Raw genomic sequence first — 16,916 nt, forward strand, 5'->3', positions numbered from 1 at the left:
TATCCTTCGCAACAGTTCTCAGGGGGCGGGTTGGCTGCCGATAATGTCCCTTGTCTGCCCCATGGAGGAACGCGCTGTGAAATTGGCGGTTTACGGAAAAGGTGGGATCGGCAAATCCACCACCAGTTGCAACATCTCGGTGGCCTTGGCCAGGCGGGGCAAAAAGGTCTTGCAGATTGGCTGTGATCCCAAGCACGACAGCACCTTCACCCTGACCGGCTTTCTCATCCCCACCATCATCGACACCCTGGAAGCCAAGGGCTATCACCACGAAGACATCTACCCAGAAGATGTGATCTACCGCGGCTACGGCGGCGTGGACTGCGTGGAAGCGGGTGGGCCCCCGGCAGGGGCCGGCTGTGGCGGCTATGTGGTGGGGGAAACCGTCAAACTCCTGAAGGAGCTGAACGCCTTCGATGAGTACGATGTCATCCTCTTCGATGTGCTGGGGGATGTGGTGTGCGGCGGTTTTGCGGCTCCCCTCAACTACGCCGACTACTGCCTGATCGTAACCGACAACGGCTTTGATGCCCTGTTTGCCGCCAATCGGATTGCTGCCTCGGTGCGAGAAAAGGCCAAAACCCGCAAGCTGCGGTTGGCCGGGCTGATCGGCAATCGCACCAGTAAGCGGGATCTAATCGACAAATACGTCTCGGCAGTTCCCATGCCGGTTATCGAGGTGCTTCCCCTCATTGAAGATATTCGCGTCTCGCGGGTCAAGGGCAAAACCCTCTTCGAGATGGCGGAAACCGATCCCAGCCTGGAGCCTGTCTGCCAGTACTACCTGAACATCGCCGATGAGCTGCTGGCCCGTCCGGAAGGGATCGTGCCCCAACCTGCCGAAGATCGGGAGCTGTTTGCTTTGCTCTCCGACTTTTACAACACTCCAGCCCGTCAACTGGCCCTGGTGTGACGGATCCCCTGCCAGCGGGGGCAGTGTGTCCAAAAATGAAGCCACTGTTTCGGAAGACTGTCGCAAACCTTATCAATTTGTTGTCCGATCCGCTTTCCCCCCCAAGATGGATCCTGTAGGGATCTCGCTTTGGGAAGGAAATGGCACAGGAGTTGGATATGCAAGGACAAGAGCAACCCACCGTCGTGATTACCGGAGCTTCCTCGGGTGTTGGCCTGTACTCAGCTTTGGCCTTGGCCAAGCGCGGCTGGCACGTGGTGATGGCCTGTCGGGATCTGGACAAAGCCTACCGGGCGGCCCAGCAAGTGGGGATCCCCCAGGGCAGCTATACCCTGATGCAGATCGATCTGGCCAGCTTGGCCAGCGTGCGGCGGTTTGTCGAGCAGTTCCGCAACTGGGGCCGTTCCTTGGACGCCTTGGTCTGCAATGCCGCCATCTACATGCCCTTGCTCAAGCAGCCCTTGCGCAGCCCGGAAGGATATGAGCTGACCATGGCCACCAACCATCTGGGGCATTTCTTGCTCTGCCACTTGATGCTGGAGGATCTGAAACGCTCCACCTATCCGGATCGGCGGCTGGTGATCTTGGGCACGGTTACCCACAATCCCAAAGAGCTGGGGGGTAAGATCCCACCCCAACCCCACCTGGGGGATCTGCGGGGATTTGCCCAGGGCTTTAAGGATCCCATCAGCATGGCCGATGGCGGCAAATTCGATCCGGTGAAAGCCTACAAAGACAGCAAAGTCTGCAATATCCTCACCATGCGCGAGCTGCACCGCCGCTTCCACGAAAGCACTGGCATCACCTTCCTCTCCCTCTATCCGGGGTGTGTAGCCACCACGGCTCTGTTCCGCCATCACTATCCCCTGTTTCAAAAACTTTTCCCCTGGTTTCAAAAAAACATCACGGGCGGATTTGTTTCTCAGGAATTGGCCGGAGAGCGGGTGGCCCAAGTGGTGGCCGATCCCGAGTTTCGTCGGTCGGGGTTCTACTGGAGCTGGGGCAACCGGCAACGCAAGAATGCCAAGCCCTTTAACCAAGAAGTCTCTGACGAGGCGGCGGACGATGCCAAGGCCAAATTGCTTTGGGATCTCAGCGAAAAATTGGTGGGTGTGCCCCAGTTGGTAGCCCTCTAGTTGGCAACGTTCCCTTCTTTTATGTTTTTAGGAGACGAGCATGAATGCTGCTTTGGATAGTGCCAATGCCCTTAACTTTCAGTGCGAAACCGGCAACTACCATACCTTTTGCCCGATTAGTTGTGTAGCTTGGCTTTATCAAAAAATTGAAGACAGCTTCTTTTTGGTCATCGGCACCAAAACCTGTGGCTACTTTCTGCAAAACGCCATGGGGGTGATGATCTTTGCCGAGCCCCGCTATGCCATGGCCGAGCTGGAAGAGGGAGATATCAGCGCCAAGCTGAATGACTACGAGGAGCTGAAGCGGCTGTGCCTGCAAATTCAACGAGATCGCAATCCCAGCGTGATTGTTTGGATCGGCACCTGCACCACCGAGATCATCAAAATGGATCTGGAGGGCCTAGCCCAGAAGCTGGAAGGGGAGATCGGGATCCCGATTGTGGTGGCACGGGCCAATGGCCTCGACTACGCTTTTACCCAAGGGGAAGACACGGTTTTGGCCTCGATGGCTCAACGCTGCCCAGAGCAGGTGCGGGCAGAGGAGCAGGAAACCCGCGGGGGTCTCCAGGCGCTTTTTTACGGGCTCCGCTCCGGAAAAAAGAAAGAGGAGGAAGGCTTCCACAAGCATCCCCCCTTGGTGATCTTCGGCTCGGTGCCCGATCCGGTGGTGACCCAACTCACCCTGGAGCTGAAGAAACACGGGATCCGCGTCTCCGGCTGGTTGCCGGCCAAACGCTATGGAGAGCTGCCGGCCATCGAGCCAGGCACCTATGTGGTGGGGGTGAATCCTTTCCTCAGCCGCACGGCCGCCACGCTGGTACGCCGCAAAAAGGCCAAGCTCATCACCGCTCCTTTTCCCATCGGGCCAGATGGCACCCGCGCCTGGATAGAAGCCATTGCCCGCGAGCTGGGGATCCCAACTCAAGGCTTGGCAGAGCGGGAAGCGGAAGTGTGGAACCATCCCCAAGTTCGGGATTATCGGGAGCTGGTGCGGGGCAAGAGCGTTTTCTTCATGGGCGATAACCTGCTGGAGATCTCGCTGGCCCGTTTCCTGGTGCGCTGTGGCATGACGGTGCAGGAAATTGGGATCCCTTACATGGACAAACGCTACCAAGCGGCTGAGCTGGCCCTCTTGGAGCGCACCTGCGAAGAGATGGGGGTACCCAAGCCCACCATCGTAGAAAAGCCGGATAACTACAACCAAATCCAGCGCATCAAGGCCCTGCAGCCGGATCTGGTGATCACAGGTATGGCCCACGCCAACCCCCTAGAGGCACGGGGGATAACCACCAAGTGGTCGGTGGAGTTCACCTTCGCCCAGATCCACGGCTTCGGCAACACCCAGGCTCTGCTGGAGCTGGTGACCCGACCGCTGCGGCGCAATGCTGCCCTCAAAGGCTTGGGTTGGGAGCGGCTGGTGCGAGAAGAAGCCCCTATCTAACCTTCCGGCTCCTCATTGTCAAACAGTAGACCGTCTAGGTGATCTGGCAGTTGCTGCCGGTCGATCCAGACCATGCCCGCCAGAATAGCTTCGGCCTCGTTTTGAAAGTAGCCGTAGGCTTTGGTGCCAATCTCCGGCTCGCAAGAGCCATCTTGCTGGAGCAGCCGGCAGCGAAAGATAAACCCCTTCTCTGTAGCTTGGGTGGTGATGCTCCAGTTGCGATGGATATGCTCGGCCATAGCATGGATCCCGGCTCGCGAGGGGGTAATTGTCAACTCAGAGGGTGCTCAACACCTCTCGCGCGGCGGCTAGAGTTTTCTCCACATCGGCCTCTGTGTGGGCCAGGGAGGTGAAGCCGGCCTCAAATTGCGAGGGCGCCAGATAGACTCCCCGCTCCAACATGCCGCGATGGAAGCGGGCAAATTTCTGCAGATCGGAAGTCTTGGCCTCTTCGTAGTTGCGCACTGGGCCGGCAGTAAAAAAGAAGCCAAACATGCCGGGCAGATAGCCCCCGCACATCTCATGCCCCGTTTCCCGCGCGATCTGCAATAGCCCCGTCGCCAACTTCTCGGTAATCCGCTCCAGATACTCGTAGGTGCCCGGGCGGCGCAAAATGTCCAGTGTCTGGATCCCTGCCGTCATGGCCAGGGGGTTGCCGGAAAGGGTGCCCGCCTGATACATCGGCCCCGCTGGAGCCACCATTTCCATAATTTCTCGCCGACCGCCGTAGGCCCCCACCGGCAGGCCGCCGCCGATGACCTTGCCCAGGGTCGTTAAATCGGGGATGACCCCAAACTTGGCCTGTACACCGCCATAGCTGATGCGAAAGCCGGTCATCACCTCGTCAAATACCAGCAGGGCCCCGTACTTTTGGGTGAGATCTCGCAAGCCTTCCAAGAAGCCCGGCTGGGGGGGAATAAAGCCGGCATTGCCCACCACCGGCTCTAGGATGACTCCGGCAATGGAGTCGGGGTGCTGTTCAAACAGGGCCTTGACTGCCTCCAGGTCGTTGTAGGGAGCCGTCAGCGTAGCGCTGGTAGCTGCCTTGGGCACCCCCGGCGAGTCTGGCAAGCCCAGCGTGGCCACCCCCGAACCGGCTTTCACCAGAAACATGTCCGCATGGCCGTGGTAGCAGCCCTCGAACTTGATCACCTTTTCCCGACCGGTATAGGCCCGCATCAAGCGCAGCACCGCCATGCAAGCTTCGGTGCCGGAATTGACAAAGCGCACCATCTCCACACTGGGCACCGCCTCAATGACCCGCTCCGCCAGCTCATTTTCCAGAACGCAAGGGGCGCCGAAGCTGGTGCCTTTCTCCAAAGCTCGGCGCAGAGCCTCAATGACCTCGGGGTGAGCGTGGCCGACAATGGCAGGCCCCCAACTGCCGATGTAGTCGATGTATTGGTTGCCGTCCACATCCCAGGCGTAGGCCCCTGAGACGCGGTCGAACACGACGGGATCCCCGCCCACCGACTTGAAGGCCCGTACCGGAGAACTAACCCCCCCCGGCATGAGGCTTTGTGCCCGGGCAAAAACCTGCTTGGAGCGGGTGGTGTTAAACGAGGTGGAGTGGAGAGTGCTGGTCATAGAGCATAAGGAGCTTTCAACGCATTACCAAGGCTAGCAAGCAAGGGAGCTTTCTGGTGAGCCCTTTTACCGACCATGAAACTACAAACCCATTCCCGCCAGCGTGTCGATCACCTGCTCCAGGATCAGGGTGAGGTTGGGATGGGAGGTCTCGAACAGGCCCAGCGCCTCTCCAATGCGATCTCTATGCCCTTGGCTCTGTTTGCTCTCGGTTCGGGATCCCAGATCGGCCAGCACCGCCTCCACTTCCTGGCGAATGGCGGCAATTTGCTGTCGCTGCTTTTCATCCAAGCCAGGGGTTTTTTGCAGCTCAACATCCAGATCGTGCAGCAGTTGTCGCAGTTTCGATTCGGCCATTCTGTAAAGAGACCTTAACGACTTGAGAACCGATTGAGTTTTGACCACCCTGCCTCAATCATACGGCCTGATGGGTTGAAGCAGGGATCCCTCTATCTAGGGTCTAAGAGCGGGTAAGCGGCGAAGGTTAACTTTTGCAGCCGGGGATCCCAGCATTGGAGCAACCTTTGTAGGATGGGCAGTAGAGTCTATCCCCATGTCTGAGCTGGCATTGGCCCTAGTAGGGGCGGCGGTTGCTGCTGCCCTTATCGTCTGGGAACAAAGACGCAGCCAAGAGCTGCTGCAGCGGTGGGCGGCAAAGCATGGCTACTCCATTTTGAGCCAGGAGGCGCGGTATTGGCGGCTGGGGCCTTTTTCCGGGAGCACTTCCAAGTATCAACGGGTATTCCGTGTGCGGATACGGGATCCATGGGGGCAAGAACGCACCGGCTGGGTGAGGTTAGGGAACTGGTGGCTGGGGCTTTTGTCGGATCAGGCTGAGGAGCGGTGGGAGTAGGCTGGGATTGAACCACAGAAGGGGAAAGCAATGAACGGGATCAGGGGTTGGAAAGGGCTGAAGGGGGTGGCGTGGCTGGGCCTGGTACTGGCGGTGGCCCTGTTGGGTTGGAACGCAATCGCCGGAGGCGGAGCGATGGCCAGTCCCGCTGAGGGATCCCGAATGTTGACGGTTACAGGACAGGGATCGGTCTCCGTAGAGAACTCCATTGCCCTCATTCGCTTGGGGGTGGTGATCCAGGGGGAGACGGCGCAATCGGTACAACAACAGGTGGCAGAACGCTCAGAGCGGCTGGTCAATCGCCTCAAGGAGCTGCAAGTAGGCGCTCTACAAACCACCGGCATTTCCCTCTACCCGCAATACGACTATCGGGATGGCCAACCTCGCCTAACGGGTGTACAGGGGCAAAACAGTCTGCAATTCGAGGTGCCTGTGGCCAGAGCTGGGCAAGTGCTGGACGAAGCTGTGGCCGCCGGAGCCACCCAGGTGGAATCGGTCAGTTTCCGGGCCGATGAAGCCACCCTGTTGGAGGCGCGCAGCCGCGCCCTAACCCAAGCCGTGAAAGATGCCCAACGCCAAGCCCAGGATGTGCTGGGGGTCTTGAACCTGAGCATCCGTTCCGTCGAGCGCATCCAGATTCAGAGCGATGGCTACATGATCCCGCCGCCGATCCCCTTTGCCCGCGCCGACTATGCCCGTCTAGAAACAGCATCCACACCGGTGGAGGGGGGACAGCAAACCGTGCGCGCCCAAGTCACCCTCGAGCTCCGTTACTGAGCCTCTGCTCTGTTGCCTGGAATGATTCACAAATGTTCACCGCATGGATTTCAGCTCTCCCGCCAAAGGGCTTCTGGTCAGAGCAAGCCTTGGGCAGCAACAGACAGCGGCTCTGGACGAGCGAAGTCTCAGTGATTCAAGAGTGATTCAATCCATCTAACCAACTCGGCAAAGTGGAAGCGGCTGCTGTTCGCTACCGCATCAGAATAACGATGGAGATACCACATTCATTAGAATAGCGATGGAAAGTTGCGGGTAGTTTGCTTTCCCGCGCCACCCTGCCTCGGTTTATCTATGGATCCCAGACCGGAGAGCGCTAGTGCAGCTCCTGCGCCTGAGAAGGCGAAACTCGTCTCTGGCAGAAGTCAAGACGGCAGTCTGCAAGCCCGTGTACTGATTGTGGATGATAGCTACATGGTGGCAGAGATGCTGTCCAACTTTTTGGGCAAGCAGGGCTGCAGTATTTCTTATGCTTTGGATGGCCTCTCCGCGCTGGAGCAAATTCGCCGCCAACCCCCAGATCTGATCATTGCCGATTGGGTCATGCCCTCCCTGAACGGCCTAGACCTGTGCCGTCAACTGCGGCAACTGCCGGAATATGCTTGGGTGTACTACATCATTATGACTGCCCGCGAGGGCAACGATAGCATGGAGCGGGCTTTGGAGGCAGGCGCCGATGAGTTTCTTTCCAAACCCTTTCAGGCTGCAGAGCTGCTGACGCGGGTGCGGGCAGGGCTGCGCATTGTAGAAAGTCGCCGCCAGCAATATCTGCTCAAAACCGGGCAAAAATCTCCTCCCTCTCCCCCCAAGTCGATTGGTTTGGAGGTGGGTAACCGTCAGGATTTGGTGGCTCGTTTGCCGCTGCGGGTGGCCCAGGCCCGTGCCCAATCGGAACCCCTCAGCTTGTTTGTGCTGCGCTTGGCCAACCTCGGTTCTCTGGCACAAGGGCTGGATGCTGACGGTCGGGCTGATCTGCTCAAACTGTTTAGGGAGCGTTTGGCCAATAACCTGCGCGATGGAGACGACCTGTTTTGCTACGACGAGGGGCAGTTTATCATTCTGCTGCCGGGGAGCACCTTGGCTGCTGCGCAAATTGCTGCCGAACGCTGCTGCCAGCGAATGATTCAGGATCCCTTTGTGGTGAATGGGCGGGCGCTGCCGGTGCAGCTCCAGTTTGGAGCGGCCAGCCTCATGGACAGCGATGATCCCAAGGGGGTGGCTCTGTTGCGTCGGGCTGCCCAGGCTATGCGAGATAGCAGGAATGTGCACAGCTCGGTGGTGACTGCTCCCCATCCCATCCCAGTTTCCGACCGCGTCAGCGGAACGGAGTCCTCAGAGCTGCTGAAACGCCTGCAGCGTCTGGAAAAAGAAAACGCCGAACTGCGCCGAGAGCTGGAGACTCGCCTCAGGCAGATTGAGGATCTCCGCCAACACCATCAAGAGCTGAGTCGAAAGATGCAGGCTCCTGCACCGGAGTCAACCACAGCGGGATCCCTGGCCCGCAGACCCTTGCGCTTGCGGCGGCGAAAACTCCGGCAGCTTTGTCTGAAGCGTCAACTGAGCCGTAGAAGACCGCGCCTGGCCTTGGGGCGGCTGAGCAGGTAGTGATGGGCTGAGCGAACGGGAGAGACGGAAGGGAGGTGCAAAAGGCTATGATGGGCATTCTTCAGGGTCAAGTGGCCGGATCTGGGATCTGGAGACCGGCAGGAAGATGGTTCCTAAACAACATTGAGCTCATCTTGACGGCGGTAGGAATAGGGGTGATTCTGCTAAGTGGTTTTGTGGCCAGCCGCAGCGCTTTTAAGGACTCGGTCCCGCTGACGCGAACGGTGGAGATGGCAACGGCGGTCAGCGCCACTTTGGTGGGGGTTATCCACGGGATCCTCTTTTGGCTGTTGCGACGGCGACAAAGATGGGTAAGGCAGGAGGCAATCCGACAGATTCGGGAAATGCTGGAAGATTTGGGCAAAAACCGCCTGCAAACCATCAAGATGAGCTTGTACATGGTGCAGGCGCGTCAACCGGAACAGGAAGAGCGAACCCGACAAAGCTTTGACCGCGTTTATCAGATCCTGGCGGAGATGAGCACCTTGATCGACCACATTTCGGAAGAATCGTTGGCCGGCTGGCGCCATCGCTACCGCCAGACTCTGCAGCGGGTTGAGTCGGAGTCTCAGTAGTTTTTAAATCGTCTTTAAATCTTGAGTGGCTTAAGGGATCCCTTGAGGAGTTGGCTGAGCTGGTGGACGGTCGGATTTCGGGAAGCACCCAATTGCTCGGTCTAATCGGGGATCCGGTGGCCCACAGCTTATCCCCAGCCATGCACAATGCTGCTTTGGCAGCTATGGGGGAAAACTATTGCTATGTGCCGTTTCCGGTGGCTCCAAAACACTTGGCGGCGGCGGTGGCAGGGCTGGCGGCCATTGGGGTGCGGGGGTTTAATGTGACGATTCCTCACAAACAGGCCATTCTCCCTTTGCTCGATCAGATTGAATCGCGGGCAGCAGCGGTGGGGGCGGTGAATACGGTTTACCCCTTGCCAGAGGGCGGGTGGGCGGGCACCAATACCGATATCGATGGCTTTGTGCAGCCTTTGCTGGGTCTGGAAAAAGGGATCCCTACTCTCATTCTGGGATCCGGGGGGGCAGCGCGGGCGGCCATCCAAGGCTGTTTGGAGTTGGGGCTGGGGCCGGTGCGGGTGGCGGGGCGATCCCCCAACTCATTGCTGGCCTTGCGACAGACTTGGCCGCAGGTGGAGACGGTGAACTGGGCGGAGTTGAATTGCTACCTGTCTCAGACGCGGCTTTTGGTCAACACCACCCCCGTGGGCATGCACAAGCCGGGATCCCCTGGCGGTCAAGGGCTTTCCCCCCTGAGCCGAGAGCAACTGGGCCTGCTGTCTCCAGGTGCCATCGTCTACGACCTGATCTATGTGCCGGATCCCACTCCTCTGCTGCGGATGGCCGCCGAGTTGGGCTATACCCCCATCAGTGGGCTGGAGATGCTGGTTCACCAGGGGGCCAAGGCTCTATCGCTTTGGCTGGGAGGCAAGCCTGTGCCAGTAGAGGTGATGCGGCAGGCAGCTCAGCACCAGTTGGCCCAGGTTTAGGGTCACTCCAGGCCAGTTGGAAGCCCTCTCTCAAGGTGTAATGAGATAACAACAACTACCGGGCTAGCAATCCAAGGTTGTTTCCCGCTCCCAGGGCGTGATCTGACGGTTGTATTCCTGCCACTGTTGGCGTTTGAGCTTGAGGTAGGCATTCACAAAGGGATCCCCCAGCCTGCTACGGAACAGGGTACTTTGGTCTAAGTGGTTGAGGGCTTCGACCAAAGAGCCGGGCAACGTTGGGGCATTGGGGAGGGGATCCGTGTAGGTGTTGTTGTCGCAGCGGGGGCCAGGATCCCGTTGGTGTTGGATCCCGTCCAGGCCGGCGGCAATGAGACCGGCAGCCAAAAGGTAGGGATTGGCGGCAGCATCGGCCAAACGCAGTTCAAACCGCCCGGCATCCGGGATCCGAATGGCGTGGGTGCGATTATTGCCGCTGTAGCTGATCGTATTGGGAGACCAGGTGGCCCCAGAGAGCGTGACGGGGGCATTGAGGCGGCGATAAGAATTGACCGTCGGGTTGGTGAGGGCACACAAAGCAGGTGCATGGTGTAGCACCCCGCCGATGAAGTGATAGGCCAGTTGAGAAAGCCCCAATTCCCCTTGGGGATCGGCGAATAGGTTTTGCTCCCCCTGCCAAAGAGAAATATGGGTGTGGCAGCCGTTGCCCGTCAGATGGGCAAAGGGTTTGGGCATGAAGGTGGCCCGGTAGCCATGCTTTTCGGCAATGCTTTTCACCATGTATTTGAAAAAGGCGTGGCGATCAGCCGTAACTAGGGCATCGTCAAACCGCCAGTTCATCTCAAACTGGCCGTTGGCATCCTCGTGATCGTTTTGATAGGGATCCCAGCCCAGCTTCTGCATGCCATCGCAGATGTCTCGGATCACCGAAAAACGCCGCATCAAACTTTGCTGGTCATAGCAGGGCTTGGCCTGCTGGTCGCGCTCATCGGAAATGGCCCACTCTTCGGGCGACAGAAGCATGAACTCGCATTCGATCCCCGTCTTGACTTGAAAGCCCATGGCTTCTGCTTGGGACAACACCTTCTTCAATACCCAGCGGGGGGTTTGTGGCAAGGGATCCCCGTTGACCTGAATTAGATCGGCAGGCATCCAGGCCACTTCCGGCTGCCAGGGCAGTTGAAACAAGCGCTCGCGCTCCGGCTGGGCAAACACATCGGGATCCGCTGGAGTCAAGTCCAACCAGGCAGCAAACCCGGCAAATCCAGCCTGACCCTCTGCCATGAAGTCGATAACTGAGGCAGGCACCAGCTTGGCCCGTTGGATCCCAAGCAGGTCGGTAAAAGAGAGCAGAAAGTAGTTGATCCCTTGGGCGCGGGCAATTTCAGAAAGCGGCTGTGTCATGTACCCAAGCTAGGTCTTGGCCTCAGGTAGAGGTGTGTCTTTCCGCACAAAAATAGATCTTTATCAAAAGAAACGGCCAGGAAGACAAACACCGCCATTTGTATTCGCCCAGGGTTGCGCAGCAATGGGAAAATTCTCCCCTGGCCAACAATTACCCGTTGATGTTCCTTCCCGCTTTTGAGTCAGCCCAGATGGTTGCCAAGGCGGGGTGGAAGTTGAATGCCAAGAGGGCCAGCAAGCCATCGTTTCGAGCAGTACCTCTGGGCATGAAGGCCGGGGCGTCTGCGCCGTGGCTCCCTCAGTGAATTAGGATGGGAGAGCGTGGTTTTCCGCTTGTTCTTCTCTTGGGTAGATCTGGAGCAGCGTAGATGGCAGTTTACGAGGGCAATTTTGTTCAGACGGAGGATCTGCGTCTAGCCATCGTCATCAGTCGGTTTAACGACCTGATCACCGGCAAATTGTTAGAAGGGTGCCAGGACGCGCTGAAGCGGCATGGTGTGGATGTCGGCCCGGAGAGCAAGCAAGTGGACTACTACTGGGTGCCCGGCAGTTTTGAGGTGCCTTTGCTGGCTCACCAACTGGCCCAATCTCGCCGTTATGATGCCATCATCTGTCTGGGGGCAGTGATTCGCGGGCAAACTCCCCACTTCGACTATGTGGCAGCGGAGGTCTCCAAGGGCATTGCGGCGGCAGGATTTCGTACCGGCGTGCCGGTTATTTTCGGGATCCTCACCGCCGATACCCTGCAGCAGGCTCTGGAGCGGGCCGGGGTCAAGAGCAACAAAGGTTGGGAATACGCCATGAGTGCCCTGGAGATGGCGACGCTGATGCGCCAAGTTGCCCCCGTGCTCCAAGGCAGCTACGGCCACAGCGGCAACGGGGCCGGATCCCGTCCGTCTCTGCCCGGTGGAGCGGAAGCCCTGCAGTCTACCCTGGACAGCGCTGCTTATTGACGGCGGGTGAGGCGAGTCAGCACTTCGTTGGAACGCTGCACAAAGGCCCGCACGGCTGCCGGGTCAAAGCTTTTCTGGGTAATCAAAGCCAGATCGTAGATGTGATTGCAGATGAGGTGAACCAAGTCGGGATCCCGACCCTGATCGGCAAGAGACTGCAGGTTTTGGATAAGGGGATGGGCCGTGTTCAGAACCAGCGTGTGCTCTTCCAGAAACTCCAGCGGCTTCTGCTGGATGACGGCGTTGAGCTCCTGCAGGCGCCGCAGCGTCTCCGGCAGCAAGATCATGGCCGGAACCGACTCCGATTTAAGGGCTTCTGCTTGGATCTGCAACTTGTCTTTGCCCAGGGCTTGTCGGAAGAGATCGATCAACTTTTGGCTGCGGGTTTTTTGCGTTACCGGGTCAACAATTTCGGCGGCTTTGTCTTTATCCACCAGCGTTTCATCCAGCTCAGAGTCCACCCGCTTAAATTGGATCCCTTCTTCTTTGTATTCCCGCTCCAAAAAGCTGCTGAAGTGGCTGTCGATCCAGCTATCCAGCATGATCACTTCCAGTCCTTGAGAGCGGTGGAGATCGATGTAGGCACTCTGGGCAGCCTCATCGGTGGCGTAGTAAACTCGCTTGTTTTGCTTGTCGCGGGTGCGCTCCAGGTACGCTTTCAGGGTCACATATTCGGGTTTGTCAGCAGGGGATCCGGCCACTCGGAAAATGAGAATATCCTTAATCTGGGCAAAGAACTTGTCGTTGTTCATCGCCCCAAACTTCATAAAGAGGCTGATGTCGGGCCAGACCTTGACGTATTTTTCGTAATCTTCCCTGTACAGTTCATTGAGACGATCCGCCACCTTTTTGGCAACGTGATCCCCAATGCGTCTTACGGTGCGGTCATTTTGCAAGAAGCTGCGAGAGACGTTGAGGGGAATATCCGGACTGTCGATGGCCCCCCGCAGAGGTAGGAGGAACTTGGGGATAACTTCCTCACAGTTATCTTGGACAAAGACTTGGTTGCAGAACAGCTTGACTTGACCCTTGGTGGGATCAATATCCGGGCGCAACTTGGGAAAATAGAGGATCCCTTGCACGATGAAGGGATAGTCGGTGTTGATGTGCACCCAGAAATGGGGATCCTCTTGAAAGGGATAGAGGTAGCGATAAAACTCTAGGTAATCCTCATCTTTGAGTTCGGAAGGTGAGGTTCTCCACAGGGGCTTTTGCTTGTTGATCACTTCCCCGTTTAACTTGATGGGAACGGGGATGAAATCGCAGTATTTACGAACCAATTCCCGAATGCGGCTTGGCTCCAGGTATTCTTCGTTTTCGGGGGTGATGTAAAGGGTAACGGTGGTGCCGATGCTGGAGCGCTCAGAATCGGAGAGGGTAAAAGTAGTGGTGCCGTCACAAGCCCACTTCACCGGCGTGCTGCCGGGCCGATAGGAGAGGGTGTCGATCTCCACCCGCTGCGACACCATAAAAGAGGAGTAGAATCCTAGACCAAAGTGGCCAATGATTGCTTGCTCTGCGTCTTTGCCCTTGTACTTTTGAATGAACTCTTCAGCGCTGGAAAAAGCCACCTGGTTGATGTATTTTTTCACTTCCTCGGCAGTCATGCCAATGCCGTTATCGGCCACTGCTAAGGTCTTGGCCTCCTTGTTGAGGGCAATCGTAATCTCCGGCTCTGGGAGATCTGCCACTTCGCCGGCAAGGCTGGCCATCTTCAGCTTGGTGATGGCATCAGCAGCATTGGAGATCAGCTCCCGCAAGAAGATCTCTCGATCCGAGTAGAGAGACTGCTTGATGATGGGAAAGATGTTCTCGGTGTGGATGGTGATGGATCCCTGTTCCAGCACGGTCATAGGTGGCTCAGCACTCAAACAAGCTCAGTGCTAATCTACAGAGACCGAAAAGTCCCCGACAAGCAGGCTCTTTTTCGGAAATCCGCACTCGCAACCGAACCGGCTCTCTAGAGCTGAGCTGCTCCGGGCGGAGCTTGGGTTTGGCCGTTGGCGTCAGCGGCGCGGAGTGCTTCATCCAAAGCCAACTGTTGAGCCCAATCTTGGCCGACTCGAATGGTGACATCGGAGTTGAGAACGCCAGTAGATTCTACCCGCACTTCTCCCAGGCCAATGGCGGCGCGGATCTGTTTAGCCCCCTCCCGATCCCCGCTCTGGGCGAGGATCTCCGTTTGCTGCAGCACCTGAGTGCTGTCTTCCACGGCAAAAGCATGGGCGTATCCTTGCCTCACCAATTCTTGCACCATACGGCGGGCCATCCCCGGCTCTCCGGTTGCGTTTTGCACGGCTATGCGCAGGCGGTGTGGAGGAATGCGGGCTACCTCTGCCTCCAGGCCAAAGTGGGAGACGGCCACCCGTCGGATCCCGGCTGGATCCGGCAGCCAGTAGCTGGTGGAGAATTCTCCCGGCTGACTGAAGCGGCCCGGCAGCAGCACCAGGTCGATGCGATCGCCCCCAGAGGTGAGGACAAACTTGGCCAAGCTCAGAACCTCTTCCCAGGTGAGGTTGGTATCGAGGTTGGTGCGGATAACCTGCAAAATCTTTGGGATCCGCGGCCAGACGGCAGGAGAGAGCAGTTCCCGGCTCAGGGCCCGCAGCAATTCCTGTTGCCGTTGCACCCGACCGATATCCCCCAATCCCAGGTGATCGCGGCGAAAGCGGGCAAAGTGGTGGGCTTGTTCTCCATTGAGGCGTTGCCAGCCGGGCTCCAGGTGGATGAACAACTGCTGGGTGTGATCTGCGTACTGCATCGGTTCCGGCACGTAGATTTCCACGCCGCCCACCGCATCGATCAGCTCTTCCAGAGCATCGGTATTGAGGCGAATGTAGCGGTCAATCGGGATCCCACCCATCAAGTGGCTGACCACCTGAGCCGTCAGCGCCGGGCCCCCTGCCAAGTTGGCAGCATTGATCTTGGCCACACCAAAGCCAGGCAAGCGCACACGAGTGTCGCGGGGGATGGACAAAACGGTAATCCGCCGCGCCTGGGGATCAAAGCGGGCCAAGAGAATGGTGTCGCTGCGGGTGTGGAAGCGATCTCGCTCTGTGGGCAAGGGCAGGGTGGGATCCGGGTTGTCCGTGCCGAGAATGAGGATATGCAACGAGCGATCCAGAGCCGCAGCCCGTAAGGCATCAGGACGGAAGGCTTCTTGTTCTGCAGGAGTGAGGGAAGTTGGGATCACCTGACGGGGCAACATCACGGCCAAGAGGGCACCGGCAGAACCCGCCAACACAGCCGTGAGCCCCAACAACAGCCAGAGGATCCCCTGACGAATAGCCTGCTGACGAGCTGCGCGGACACGGTCAGGACGGGGGGGATAGTGGAAGGAGGGCATCAGGTCAGACCAGGTCTCGCGAGCGCGTACAGGAAAGGGTGTACTGTCTGGGTGGTGTTGCCAACTCCACCAATTCAAGGCCATGTTACCCTATCCTCAGTTTTCAGAGTTGTCTGGATCCAACTTCAGCGAGGTAGCAGTCGCCACAGGGGGATCCCTGCAGCCGTTGTCGGGAAAGTCAGAGGTGCATCTTTGGCTGCAGACAGTCCCCCCGTTGGAGAAGTTGCTCCCCCAGCTCGGCCTTCTTTCCCCTGAAGAATGTCGGCGGGCAGAGCGTTTACAACTGCCGGCAGATCGGCGCCGCTTTCTGGCCGGTCGTCTTGGGTTGCGGAGCTTGCTCAGCCGCTACAGCGGCATTCCACCCCAGGGGATCCCCCTCGACCACAGTTCTACCGGCAAACCCTACTGGCGGGATCCACCCCTACCGCTGCAGTTCAACCTCAGCCACTCCCACGAGCGCGTCCTGATCGGCCTGAGGTTGCAATACCGCATTGGAGTGGATCTGGAATGGGTTCGACCTGTGCCCCGCTGGCAGCGCATCGCCCAGCGCTACTTTTCGGCTGCCGAGCAAGTCCGTTTGGCCAACTGTCCAGCTCCAGAGCGGGATGCCCTTTTCTTTCAAATGTGGACACAAAAGGAGGCGCTCCTGAAGGGAACAGGCAGGGGTCTGGCCGGCTCCAGAGCTTTGGACGGGGACTCTTGCTGGGTAACCCTACCCCTTCGGGTTGCCGGTGGCTACGCCGCTGCGGTAGCCCTTGAAATGAGGGGCGAAATACCCGAAGACGGAGGGGAAGCCCTAACTGTGCGGCTCTACACGGATGTAGAGGGCTAGACAGCCGCAGCGGCAAAATCTCTCCACCCACCGCTCGAGCTGCTATCTTGAGTTTCCAAGCTACTCCCCTCAGCGGGAGAGAGTTTTTGATTCCATGGTGTTGCCATGTTAAGCAGGTTCTGTCGTTTCCTGGTGTTGGGAATTTGGCTATCGGTTCTCATGATTGGGATCCCGCATCCGGTATGGGCGCGGGATCTCTCCAGACAAACGCCGCAGGAGAAGGTTATTGAGTTGGGTACTGCCGACAATCAGTTGGTGTTTGTGCCCAAGGAACTGTCTTTTCGCAACGGCAGCCTCTACCGTCTCCGCCTGAGCAACCCCAGCCAACTGAAGCACTATTTCAGCGCCAAGGATTTTGCCGATGCCGTCTGGACCCGCAAGCTGGACGTGGCCGGCGTGGAAATTAAGGGCCAGATCCGAGAATTGGAACTGAAGCCAGGCGCTTCGGTGGAGTGGCAATTTATTCCTCTGAAATCTGGGGTCTATTCTCTGGTTTGCACCATCCCCGGCCATGCAGAAGCAGGTATGGTGGGGCAGATTACCATCGGCGATTGAGATCCTCTTCCTGGGCTACCCGGCCAAAAGGGGATAGAAAAGAGAAAGACGC

17 protein-coding genes are annotated in these 16,916 nt (G+C 58.1%); 11 read left to right on the forward strand and 6 right to left on the reverse strand.

Annotated features, from left to right (window positions below; all coding sequences use genetic code 11):
- The first annotated feature begins 76 nt into the window (after positions 1-76).
- The 3 genes from bchL (at position 77) to NW839_RS07575 (ending at position 3,490) form a co-directional block, all read left to right on the forward strand.
- Positions 77-913, forward strand: a complete 837-nt coding sequence (gene bchL / locus NW839_RS07565; protein WP_041437180.1) for a ferredoxin:protochlorophyllide reductase (ATP-dependent) iron-sulfur ATP-binding protein — start codon at positions 77-79, stop codon at positions 911-913.
- 158 nt (positions 914-1,071) lie between these two features.
- Complete coding sequence (locus tag NW839_RS07570) at positions 1,072-2,049, forward strand: protochlorophyllide reductase (protein ID WP_414349746.1); 978 nt, start codon at positions 1,072-1,074, stop codon at positions 2,047-2,049.
- A 40-nt stretch (positions 2,050-2,089) separates the two neighbouring features.
- Positions 2,090-3,490, forward strand: coding sequence for a ferredoxin:protochlorophyllide reductase (ATP-dependent) subunit N (locus tag NW839_RS07575; RefSeq protein ID WP_414349747.1), 1,401 nt, complete (start codon positions 2,090-2,092; stop codon positions 3,488-3,490).
- On the opposite strand, the gene NW839_RS07580 is transcribed toward NW839_RS07575, so the two are convergent.
- From NW839_RS07580 to NW839_RS07590, 3 genes are all read right to left on the reverse strand, one after another.
- Entirely contained in the window at positions 3,487-3,729 is a 243-nt protein-coding gene (locus tag NW839_RS07580; RefSeq protein ID WP_414349748.1) for a hypothetical protein, read from the reverse strand. The two genes, NW839_RS07575 and NW839_RS07580, sit on opposite strands and share 4 nt — an antisense overlap.
- 37 nt (positions 3,730-3,766) lie before the next feature.
- A complete protein-coding gene (hemL, locus tag NW839_RS07585; RefSeq protein WP_011432645.1) occupies positions 3,767-5,077 on the reverse strand; it encodes a glutamate-1-semialdehyde 2,1-aminomutase in 1,311 nt (436 codons plus the stop codon).
- An 81-nt stretch (positions 5,078-5,158) separates the two neighbouring features.
- Positions 5,159-5,434, reverse strand: coding sequence for a DUF4404 family protein (locus NW839_RS07590; protein ID WP_414349749.1), 276 nt, complete (start codon positions 5,432-5,434; stop codon positions 5,159-5,161).
- A gap of 196 nt (positions 5,435-5,630) precedes the next feature.
- On the opposite strand from NW839_RS07590, the gene NW839_RS07595 reads away from it, so the two are divergent.
- The 5 genes from NW839_RS07595 to NW839_RS07615 all read left to right on the forward strand — a co-directional run bounded on the left by NW839_RS07595 (position 5,631) and on the right by NW839_RS07615 (position 9,816).
- Entirely contained in the window at positions 5,631-5,930 is a 300-nt protein-coding gene (locus tag NW839_RS07595; protein ID WP_414349750.1) for a hypothetical protein, read from the forward strand.
- Between the two features lie 30 nt (positions 5,931-5,960).
- On the forward strand, positions 5,961-6,707 hold the full coding sequence (locus NW839_RS07600) for an SIMPL domain-containing protein (protein ID WP_414349751.1): 747 nt from the start codon (positions 5,961-5,963) through the stop codon (positions 6,705-6,707).
- 294 nt (positions 6,708-7,001) lie between these two features.
- Positions 7,002-8,312, forward strand: coding sequence for a response regulator (locus tag NW839_RS07605; RefSeq protein ID WP_414331135.1), 1,311 nt, complete (start codon positions 7,002-7,004; stop codon positions 8,310-8,312).
- A gap of 47 nt (positions 8,313-8,359) precedes the next feature.
- Positions 8,360-8,887, forward strand: a complete 528-nt coding sequence (locus NW839_RS07610; protein WP_414349752.1) for a hypothetical protein — start codon at positions 8,360-8,362, stop codon at positions 8,885-8,887.
- A 62-nt stretch (positions 8,888-8,949) separates the two neighbouring features.
- Entirely contained in the window at positions 8,950-9,816 is an 867-nt protein-coding gene (locus NW839_RS07615) for a shikimate dehydrogenase (protein WP_414349780.1), read from the forward strand.
- Between the two features lie 63 nt (positions 9,817-9,879).
- On the opposite strand, the gene glnT is transcribed toward NW839_RS07615, so the two are convergent.
- On the reverse strand, positions 9,880-11,178 hold the full coding sequence (glnT, locus tag NW839_RS07620; RefSeq protein WP_414349753.1) for a type III glutamate--ammonia ligase: 1,299 nt from the start codon (positions 11,176-11,178) through the stop codon (positions 9,880-9,882).
- Positions 11,179-11,546: 368 nt separating this feature from the next.
- Between glnT and ribH the strand changes: the two genes are divergently transcribed.
- Positions 11,547-12,131, forward strand: coding sequence for a 6,7-dimethyl-8-ribityllumazine synthase (ribH, locus tag NW839_RS07625; RefSeq protein WP_414349754.1), 585 nt, complete (start codon positions 11,547-11,549; stop codon positions 12,129-12,131).
- On the opposite strand, the gene htpG is transcribed toward ribH, so the two are convergent.
- On the reverse strand, positions 12,125-13,984 hold the full coding sequence (gene htpG, locus NW839_RS07630) for a molecular chaperone HtpG (RefSeq protein WP_414349755.1): 1,860 nt from the start codon (positions 13,982-13,984) through the stop codon (positions 12,125-12,127). The two genes, ribH and htpG, sit on opposite strands and share 7 nt — an antisense overlap.
- A gap of 107 nt (positions 13,985-14,091) precedes the next feature.
- Positions 14,092-15,561, reverse strand: coding sequence for an LCP family protein (locus NW839_RS07635; RefSeq protein WP_414349756.1), 1,470 nt, complete (start codon positions 15,559-15,561; stop codon positions 14,092-14,094).
- Between NW839_RS07635 and NW839_RS07640 the strand changes: the two genes are divergently transcribed.
- Together NW839_RS07640 and NW839_RS07645 are read left to right on the forward strand one after the other, a co-directional pair.
- Positions 15,560-16,309, forward strand: coding sequence for a 4'-phosphopantetheinyl transferase family protein (locus tag NW839_RS07640; RefSeq protein ID WP_414349757.1), 750 nt, complete (start codon positions 15,560-15,562; stop codon positions 16,307-16,309). The two genes, NW839_RS07635 and NW839_RS07640, sit on opposite strands and share 2 nt — an antisense overlap.
- A gap of 105 nt (positions 16,310-16,414) precedes the next feature.
- On the forward strand, positions 16,415-16,864 hold the full coding sequence (locus NW839_RS07645) for a plastocyanin/azurin family copper-binding protein (RefSeq protein WP_414349758.1): 450 nt from the start codon (positions 16,415-16,417) through the stop codon (positions 16,862-16,864).
- Positions 16,865-16,916 lie beyond the last annotated feature (52 nt).

This window comes from Synechococcus sp. R5-15 (assembly GCF_047462035.1).
Lineage (GTDB): Bacteria > Cyanobacteriota > Cyanobacteriia > Thermostichales > Thermostichaceae > Thermostichus.